Source organism: Haladaptatus sp., assembly GCF_049589095.1.
Taxonomy (GTDB): Archaea; Halobacteriota; Halobacteria; order Halobacteriales; family Haladaptataceae; genus Haladaptatus.
In genome coordinates, this window is the sequence record NZ_JBAWAC010000680.1 from 1 (window position 1) to 8,339 (window position 8,339).

At 64.2% G+C, this 8,339-nt stretch carries 6 protein-coding genes and 1 pseudogene; 3 read left to right on the forward strand and 4 right to left on the reverse strand.

All coding sequences use genetic code 11. The annotated features are described in order from the left end of the window. Together WBV42_RS21290 and WBV42_RS21295 are read left to right on the forward strand one after the other, a co-directional pair. On the forward strand, window positions 1–1,941 hold a 1,941-nt coding region (locus WBV42_RS21290; protein ID WP_423987814.1), incomplete at its 5' end, for a 3-hydroxyacyl-CoA dehydrogenase/enoyl-CoA hydratase family protein. Between the two features lie 2 nt (window positions 1,942–1,943). Further along, window positions 1,944–2,381, forward strand: a complete 438-nt coding sequence (locus WBV42_RS21295; RefSeq protein ID WP_423987815.1) for a MaoC/PaaZ C-terminal domain-containing protein — start codon at window positions 1,944–1,946, stop codon at window positions 2,379–2,381. A gap of 23 nt (window positions 2,382–2,404) precedes the next feature. On the opposite strand, the gene WBV42_RS21300 is transcribed toward WBV42_RS21295, so the two are convergent. Next, a complete protein-coding gene (locus WBV42_RS21300) occupies window positions 2,405–2,932 on the reverse strand; it encodes an Lrp/AsnC family transcriptional regulator (RefSeq protein ID WP_066145302.1) in 528 nt (175 codons plus the stop codon). Between the two features lie 593 nt (window positions 2,933–3,525). Next, window positions 3,526–4,671: an acyl-CoA dehydrogenase family protein gene (locus tag WBV42_RS21305; protein ID WP_423987816.1), complete on the reverse strand. Its 1,146-nt coding sequence runs from the start codon at window positions 4,669–4,671 to the stop codon at window positions 3,526–3,528. A 270-nt stretch (window positions 4,672–4,941) separates the two neighbouring features. On the opposite strand from WBV42_RS21305, the gene WBV42_RS21310 reads away from it, so the two are divergent. Then, window positions 4,942–7,278, forward strand: coding sequence for a xanthine dehydrogenase family protein molybdopterin-binding subunit (locus tag WBV42_RS21310; RefSeq protein WP_423987817.1), 2,337 nt, complete (start codon window positions 4,942–4,944; stop codon window positions 7,276–7,278). Between the two features lie 45 nt (window positions 7,279–7,323). On the opposite strand, the gene WBV42_RS21315 is transcribed toward WBV42_RS21310, so the two are convergent. After that, on the reverse strand, window positions 7,324–7,977 hold the full coding sequence (locus WBV42_RS21315; protein ID WP_423987818.1) for a nucleotidyltransferase family protein: 654 nt from the start codon (window positions 7,975–7,977) through the stop codon (window positions 7,324–7,326). After that, window positions 7,974–8,339 (reverse strand): annotated as a pseudogene (locus WBV42_RS21320) (molybdopterin molybdotransferase MoeA); the annotation flags it as partial. The gene WBV42_RS21315 and the pseudogene WBV42_RS21320, both read right to left, overlap by 4 nt.

The window sequence follows — 8,339 nt, forward strand, 5'->3', positions numbered from 1 at the left end:
ACTGTGCTCGGTGCTGGAAACATGGGTCACGGAATCACGGAAGTGGCCGCCATCGCCGGGTACGACGTTACCATGCGCGACGTCGAGGAGGAGTTCGTCACGAACGGGTACGAGAACATCGAGTGGAGTCTGGAGAAGTTGGCCGAGAAGGGCTTCATCGACGAGTCGGCCGAGGACGTTCTCGGACGCGTCGAGACGGCAGTCGATCTGGAATCGGCGGTGGCCGACGCCGACCTCGTCATCGAGGCGGTGCCCGAGCGGATGGACCTCAAGCGGGAGGTGTTCATCGACCTCGACCAGTTCGCGCCCGAGGACGCCCTGCTGGCGTCGAACACGTCCAGCCTGAGCGTTACTGAGATGGCCGGTGTCACCTCCAGACCGGAGGACGTGGTCGGCATGCACTTCTTCAACCCGCCAGTGAAGATGGACTTGGTCGAAATCATTTACGGCGAGCGGACGAGCGACGAGACGGCGGAGACGGCGTACGAGTTCGCCGAATCCATCGGCAAGACGCCGATCTACGTCCGGAAGGACGTTCGCGGCTTCGTCGTCAACACCGTCCTCGGTCCGTTCGGGGACGAACCCGCGTGGATGGTGTCGAACGGCGAGGCGACGATACGCGAGGTGGACGCCGCGATGGTCCACCAGCGGGGCTACCCGATGGGGCCGTTCGAACTCATGGACCTGACCGGTATCGACGTGGGCTATCACGTCCGCAACGAGTCCGGGCGGGAGATTCCGCCTATCATGGCCGAGAAGGTCGAAAACGAGGAACTGGGACAGAAGACGGGGAAGGGATACTACGACTACGAAGCCGTCGATGGAGAAGGAGTCAACTACGAACCCGGCGACGGCGAGGGGTTCGACACCCTGCGAATCGAGGCCCGGATGGTCAACGAGGCGGCGCGACTCGTCGGGGAGGGCGTCGCCCGACCCGACGAAATCGACACCGGCGTCCGTCTCGGACTCGGGTTCCCGGAGGGTATCTGCCGACGCGCGGACAAAATCGGTCTCGACACCGTTCTGGACAAACTCGAATCCCTGCACGAGGAGACGGGAGAGGCGAGGTTCGAACCGGACGACTATCTCGTCGAACTGGTCGAAGCCGGAAAAACCGGCGAGAAAGCAGGCGAAGGATTCCACGAGTATTCGACCAGCGGCGACGGGCCGGGTACCTACCAGTTACTGAACTACGTCCTCTCCGACGATGGTCTGCTCGAAATCGAACTGAACCGGCCGGAGCGCCTGAACGCACTTTCGGCCGATTTGCTCGGCGAAATCGACGACCTGCTCACATCGGTCGATACCGACGACGTGCGGTGTGTCACCTTCGAGGGTGCTGGCGACCGCGCGTTCAGCGCGGGAGCCGACATCGGCGGGTTCGCGGACGCCACGCCCACGGACTTCATGGACGTGACGCCGACGTTCGAGACGGTCAACGAGTTCGAGTGTCCGACGATTGCGAAGGTGGACGGCTACTGTCTCGGTGCCGGGTTGGAACTGGCGCTCGCCTGTGACATGCGGATCGCCACGGAGAAATCGGAGTTCGGGTCCCCCGAAATTCGGCTCGGACTCATTCCCGGCGGCGGCGGCACCCAGCGACTGATCAGACTGCTCGGCGAGACGCGCGCCAAGGAACTCGTGTTCCGGGGCAACCGCATCGACGCCGACCGCGCCGAGGACTGGGGGCTCATCAACCGTTCCGTGCCCGACCGGGAGTTCGATTCGGTCGTCGCTGAGTTCGTGGACGACATGCTCGAAGGGCCGCCAGTCGGCCTGAAGGTGGCGAAGAAGGTGATGAACGAAGGGGCCGACGCGAGCCTCGACGCCGCGCTGGCGATGGAGAGTCAGGGCTTCGGTCTGCTCATGAGCACCGACGACGTGCGCGAGGGAACCGCCGCGTTCGGCGAGGACCGCGACCCCGAGTTCACGGGGGAGTAGCCGTGACGGTCCCGTTCGAGGAGTTGGAAGTGGGAAGGGAACTGACGACACCTACGCGCACCATCACCGAGGCCGACGTCGTCAACTTCGCGGGCGTGAGCGGCGACTTCAACACGCTTCACACCAGCGAGACCGAGATGGCCGAGTCGGATTTCGGGGAGCGGATCGCCCATGGCGCGCTCGTGTTTTCGGTCATGACCGGCCTCACGCGGCGCATCGTCCACGAACGCGCGGAGACGGTGGCGTTCTACGGCGTGGACCGACTCCGCTTTCGAGCGCCCGTCTTCTTCGGCGATACGGTTCACGTCACCTTGGAACTGATCGAGAAGGAAGCGCGCGACCATCCGACCGGGAACGGCGTCGTCCGGTACGAGGCCGAGGTGCTGAACCAGCGGGACGAGGTCGTGCTGTCGTGCGAACTCCTCTCGCTGGTGCGGTGAGCGAGGTCGTGGGCGGCTCTCTACTATTTTTTGTACTCGTCGTCCAGTCCCTCGAATATCTCGGGGTCGGTGCGGAACTTGAGCACGTTGTGCACCACCGAGTTGCGAATGTTGTCGATCACGTCCCCGTGTTCCTTGTAGAACTCGTGAATCCACTGTGACTCCGCTTGCCGGTTGGGGAACATCATCACCGTCTTCCACTGGTACTCGCCGTCCGAGAGGAAGTAAAACAGCGTGTTGGGGTCGTCGCGGATGTACTCCATCGCGGCGCGCCAACTGTCCGCGAAATGTTCCGGGTTGAACTTGAACTCGAACAGGCCGAAGATGTAGTACTCCTCGTTGGGAATGATGGCCTCCCGGAACACGCCCTCGTTCCGCATCTCGCGGATAGACTCGCTCACGGTGACGTGCGACACTTCGATGTCGTACTCCTCGGCGAGGATGGTCGTCAACTCCCGCGAGGATAGCTGTGGGTCGCGTGTCAGTTCCCGCAGGATGGCGATGTCCCGCTCCTTGAACTCCCAGTTCGGTGATTCCGTCTCGTCGGTCATACTGTTCCTTCCGGAGAACGGGTTATCAGGGTTCTCTTTCGAACGAGGCGTGTTTGATGCTATTCGATAGATGGGACAAACAGATTTTCCCGAATACTCACAACCCGAGGCGGTCGGCGCGCAGGAGCGAGGATATCGAGCGGTGCGCGAGGTCTTCGTAAACGGTAGTGAACGAACGGCTCGTCAGAGCTTTGCTCTGACGGTGGGCGACGAGCGATAGCGAGGAGTCGGTTGGGGAGGGTGTGGTGCGGAGGCGGTTGCGGTCTCATTGACGTCTGTAACTGCTCGCATCTTCATTGCAACTACTGGAGTGAAGACCTCGAAAGCCCACCCAAACACAGTAGCGCAACCACACCGCCGCACCGCACCACGCCCTCCCCAACCGATTGCGTTTCTCGCTCCTTTCAGTCGCTGCGATACCTGCGGGCTGCGGCCGCAGGTCAGCGAGACGCTCCGCGTCTCGCAAGCCTCATCCCTTGCGCGCTGGCACAGCCCTTCGGACGACATGTCCTCAGGACTGTGCCAGCGCGCGCCACGGCAGTTGATCGTCTCTACACCTCACTTTCCATCAAAAGTCGATATCGCAAGCTGTCCTAGAACAGGTCGTCGGAGATGATGTTCTTCTGGATTTCGCTGGTGCCCTCGTAGATTTTCGTGATGCGGGCGTCGCGGTAGTAGCGCTCGACGGGATGGTCGGTGACGTAGCCAGCGCCGCCGTGGACCTGGATGGCGTCGTCGGCGACATCGACGGCGTGCTCGCTGGCGAAGAGTTTGGCCATACTCGCAAAGCGGGTTGCGAGGCGGTCGTCGCCCTCCTCGACGTGCGAGGCGGCGCGATAGGTGAGCGACCGGGCGGCTTCCACGTCCGTCGCCATGTCGGCGACCTTGTGCCCGATGGCCTGATAATCCTTGATGAGGTTTCCACCCTGCTCGCGCTCGCTGGCGTAGTCGATGGACTGGTCCACGGCGGCCTGCGCGACGCCGACGGCCTGCGAAGCGACGCTCACCCTGCCGGAGGCGAAGAAGTTCATCAACTGGTAGAAGCCCTTGTCCTCCTCGCCGATGACGTTCTCGGTGGGGACGCGCACGTCGTCGAGGACGATTTCCGCGAGGTCCGAGGCGCGGATGCCGAGTTTGTTGTCGATTTTCGTCGGTTTGAACCCATCCGTATCCGTCGGGACGAGGATGGCACTGATGCCGCGGTGTGGCGGTTCGGCGTCGGGGTCCGTCTTGGCCATGACGACGGCCACGTCCGCGACGGTGCCGTTCGTGATCCACATCTTGTTGCCGTTGATGACGTACTCGTCGCCGTCCGTCTCCGCGGTGGTCTCGATTCCGGCGACGTTCGACCCGTGGCCCGGCTCCGAGATACAGCTACAGCACGCCGATTGGCCGTTGGCGATTCGGGGGAGCCACTCCTCCTTCATCCACTCGTCGCCGAACTTCCGGATCATGTTCGACCCGAATCCTCGACTGCCGATGGCGCTCCCGATACCCGCGTCGGCCCGCCACAGTTCCTCGGTGACGATGATGGACGAGAGGGTGTCCATCCCCGCGCCGCCGTACTCCACGGGAATACCCGGGGCGAGCAAGTCGAGCTCCGCCGCCTTCTCGATGAGCTCCTCGGGATACTTCTTCTCCTCGTCGTGCTCCCGCGCGACGGGCGCTATCTCCTCCTCGCCGAACTCGCGCACCGCCTCGCGTATCGCACGCTGCTCGTCTGACAGTCGAAATGACATACCCGGATTTAGGATTCCAATGAAAAGAATCTTCGGCATCTAACCAACCGTTGGTAACAACTGGTCGAAATTCGCGTACAGTTATCTCCAACTCCGTCCATAACCTCCGGCTCGTCGGGGACAGCTCTTGGTCGGCCCGTCGCGGACCTGTTTTTGGTTGCCCCATCGTGGACAGCTTCTATTCCAGTTTCTTTACGGACTGCTCCTCCCTCCGACCGTTTTTCCGGACTCGACAGTTTGATTCCGTGCGAAACGGTAGTACGGGAGGAGATGAGTGAGAATCCCGAAGGGGCGATGGTCGGGCGGGACCTCGAACGACGGGAGGATCCAGTGCTCGTGACCGGGCGGGCGACGTACACCGACGACCTGAACGCATCCGGAATGGCGTATCTCGTCTTCGTTCGGAGTCGCTACGGTCACGCGACCGTCGAGGACATCGACACCAGCGATGCCGAAGCCACGGATGGCGTTCTGGGAGTCTACACGTGGGAGGACATCGAACACTCGGATACTCCGGGAACCATTCCCGTCGAGACCGGGTTTCTCGACAACGAGATTCCGGGTCACCCGATTCTCGCCGACGGGCGAGTGCGGTATCACGGCCAGCCGGTCGCCGCCGTGGTCGCCGAGGATCGCTACGTCGCCACGGACGCCGCGGACGCCGTGGATGTTGATTACGACCGTCTCGACGCCGTGACGGACCCGATCGAGGCGACTGCGGAGGATGCGCCCGAGATTTTCGAGGGGGTCCCGAACAACGTCGTGACCGACACAGACATGGGCGATGCGGACGCCACCGCGGGAGCGTTCGAGGATGCGGACCGCGTCGTCGAAATCGAACTGGAGAACAACCGCCTCATCGCCAACGCGATGGAGCCACGGGCGGCGCTCGCGGAGTACGACGACGTCGAGGAGTCGCTGACCGTGACGATGACGAGCCAGTCACCGCACGGCCATCGAGGCAAGCTCTCGGACACGCTCGGCATCCCCGAGAATCGAATCCGCGTCGTCGCACCGAGCGTCGGCGGCGGCTTTGGACACAAGGGCCACCACCACCCCGGCGAAGCCGTCGCGGCGTGGTGTTCCCGCGAACTCGGAATTCCGGTGAAGTGGACCGCCACGCGCTCTGAGAACTATCTCGCCGGTGCCCACGGCCGGGACCACCGAACGACGGCCGAACTGGCGTTCGACGATGACGGCACGATTCGGGGTCTCCAGGCCGAAACCCACGCCGGACTCGGAGGCTACGGACTCGGCGTCAGCCCGGCGCTTCCGGGCTGGTACGGCCGCCTGCTGGCCAGCCAGTACGACCTCCCCGCCATCCACTGCCGGACTCACAGCGTCCTGACGAACACGGCCCCCGTCCACTCCTACCGCGGCGCTGGCCGTCCGGAAGCCATCTACGTCACCGAGCGACTCGTGGACCGCGCCGCGCGGGAACTGGACACCGACCCCGCCGAGTTCAGACGCCACAATCAGATTCCGCCCGAGGAGTTCCCCCACGAAACCGCCGTCGGCGCGAACTACGACAGCGGCGACTACGAAACCGCACTAAACGAAGCGCTCGACGCCGTGGGGTACGACGAACTCCGCGCACAGCAGGAGGACGGGAACGGACAGGTGGACGGGCGGAAGCGAGACGACGGCCGCTACCTCGGTATCGGTCTCGCCTGTTTCGTCGAATCGACCGGCGGCGGGTTCGAGAGCGGCGTCGTCCGCGTCCACCCCGACGGCGGCGTGACGGTCTACGCGGGAACGCACTCCCACGGCCAGGGTCACGGAACGACCTACGCCCAGATCGTCGCCGACGAACTCGGCGTCCCCTACGACGATATCGACGTAGTGGAGGGCGACACGGACCGCATTCCGGCCGGAACGGGAACCTTCGGCAGTCGGAGCACGATTGCCGGTGGAAACGCCGTCGCCGAGAGCGCGGGTGAAGTCGCCGACAAGGCCCGACGCATCGCCGCCGACCGGTTGGAGGCCGCCCCCGAGGATATCGCACAGGAGGACGGCGAGTTCCGCGTCGTGGGTGCGCCCGACCGCGCCGTCGCGTTCGAACAGGTCGCGAGTGCGGCCTACAGCCGTCAACTTCCGCCGGACGAATCGGCCGGGTTGGAGTCCACGACGTTCTACGACCAGGACGGGACGGCCTACGCCTTCGGCTGTCACGCCGCCGTGGTCGCGGTGGACCCCGAGTCGGGTGAAATCGAGGTCGAACGCTACGTCGCCGTGGACGACTGCGGCGAGCAAATTAACCCCCGAATCGTGGAAGGGCAAGTCCACGGCGGGGTCGCGCAGGGCATCGGACAAGCGCTCTACGAGCAAGCCGTGTACGACGACGCCGGAACGCTCGTCACCGGATCGATGCAGGATTACGCGATTCCGAAAATCCAGCAGATTCCGCCGATGGAGACACGGAGCACCGTCACGCCGAGTCCGACCAATCCCCTCGGCGTAAAGGGAATCGGCGAGGCCGGAACCATCGCCACACCTCCGGCGCTCGTCAACGCTGTTCTGGATGCACTCGAACCGTTCGGCGTGGAGAGCATCGACATGCCGCTGACCGAGGAAACCGTCTGGCGCACGATTCGAGAAGGATCGTAAGCGAGTCGCTCGTTGCTTCGTCGGTCTGCTCGTTGCTTCGTCGGTCTATTCGTAGCGAACGTTTCGCAGGTCGCCCTTCGTATCTACGTCCAGCAGAACCCCCGGATCGCCGGTTTCGATCAGTGCGGAGTGCTCGCCGTCGAGCAGGATCTCACGCCCGCCGATATCCCCTGAAACGTCTGCGAGGGCGTCGAAGTGGATGGAATCGAAGAGGACGGGGTTGCCGCGTCGGCCGTCGAAGGCGGCGGCGAGGGCGTCCCCGGAACCTGCACGATACGCTGAAACGAGGCGGTTGATGCTCCGGGATTGGACGTGTGGCATGTCGCCGAGCGCGAAGACGATGGCGTCGTACTCCCGCCCCCATTCGACGCCCGCCCGGACGGACGTGGCCTGGCCGCGTTCCGCGTCGGGATTTTCGATGATCGGAAGGTCGAACCCGTCGAGCGCGTCCCGAACCCCGTCGGCGTTTTCGCCGACGACGGCGGCGACGGCGTCGAGTTCGCTCGCGTAGCGGAGGCTCCGCGCGGCGTGTCGAACCAGCGGATCGTCGTCGAGCGAGGCCAGGAGTTTGTCCGACTCGCCGAAGCGCGAACTGCTACCGGCGGCCAGCAAGACACCCGCGACGGACGCGTCCGGACGGCTGGATCTCGAATCCTCGTCCGGCCCGTTGAACGGCGGCCGAATTACCGGGAGCGTCACGTCACGACCTCCGTCGGGACGAATCGAACCGTCTCCCCGACGTCGAGCGACTCTCGCACCCGGAGGTAGCCGTCCATTTCCAGCACGCGGGCACAGTCGGCGAGGATGCGCGGCGAGAATCGCTCGCCGTAGATCGGAACCGACGAGTCAGCGTGCCCGAGCGGAACGAGTTCGTCGCCTCGGCGTTCAACGGGTACGACGAACTCGACTTCACGGTCCGGAACCACGAGGTCACACCCGAGTCGTGCGCGTTCGGTCGGTTCGGAGGTTTCCGCGGTGAGAAGCGCTCGGCAGACGGAAATTGCGCTGAGGAACGCGGCGACCGGTTTGCCGGGGAGAGCCACCGCGACGGCGTCGTGGTC

Bases quoted from the DNA above. Each gene is read 5' to 3' on its own strand.
- WBV42_RS21305 (WP_423987816.1), bottom strand. From the start codon at position 4,671: ATGTCATTTCGACTGTCAGACGAGCAGCGTGCGATACGCGAGGCGGTG.
- WBV42_RS21300 (WP_066145302.1), bottom strand. From the start codon at position 2,932: ATGACCGACGAGACGGAATCACCGAACTGGGAGTTCAAGGAGCGGGAC.
- WBV42_RS21310 (WP_423987817.1), top strand. From the start codon at position 4,942: ATGAGTGAGAATCCCGAAGGGGCGATGGTCGGGCGGGACCTCGAACGA.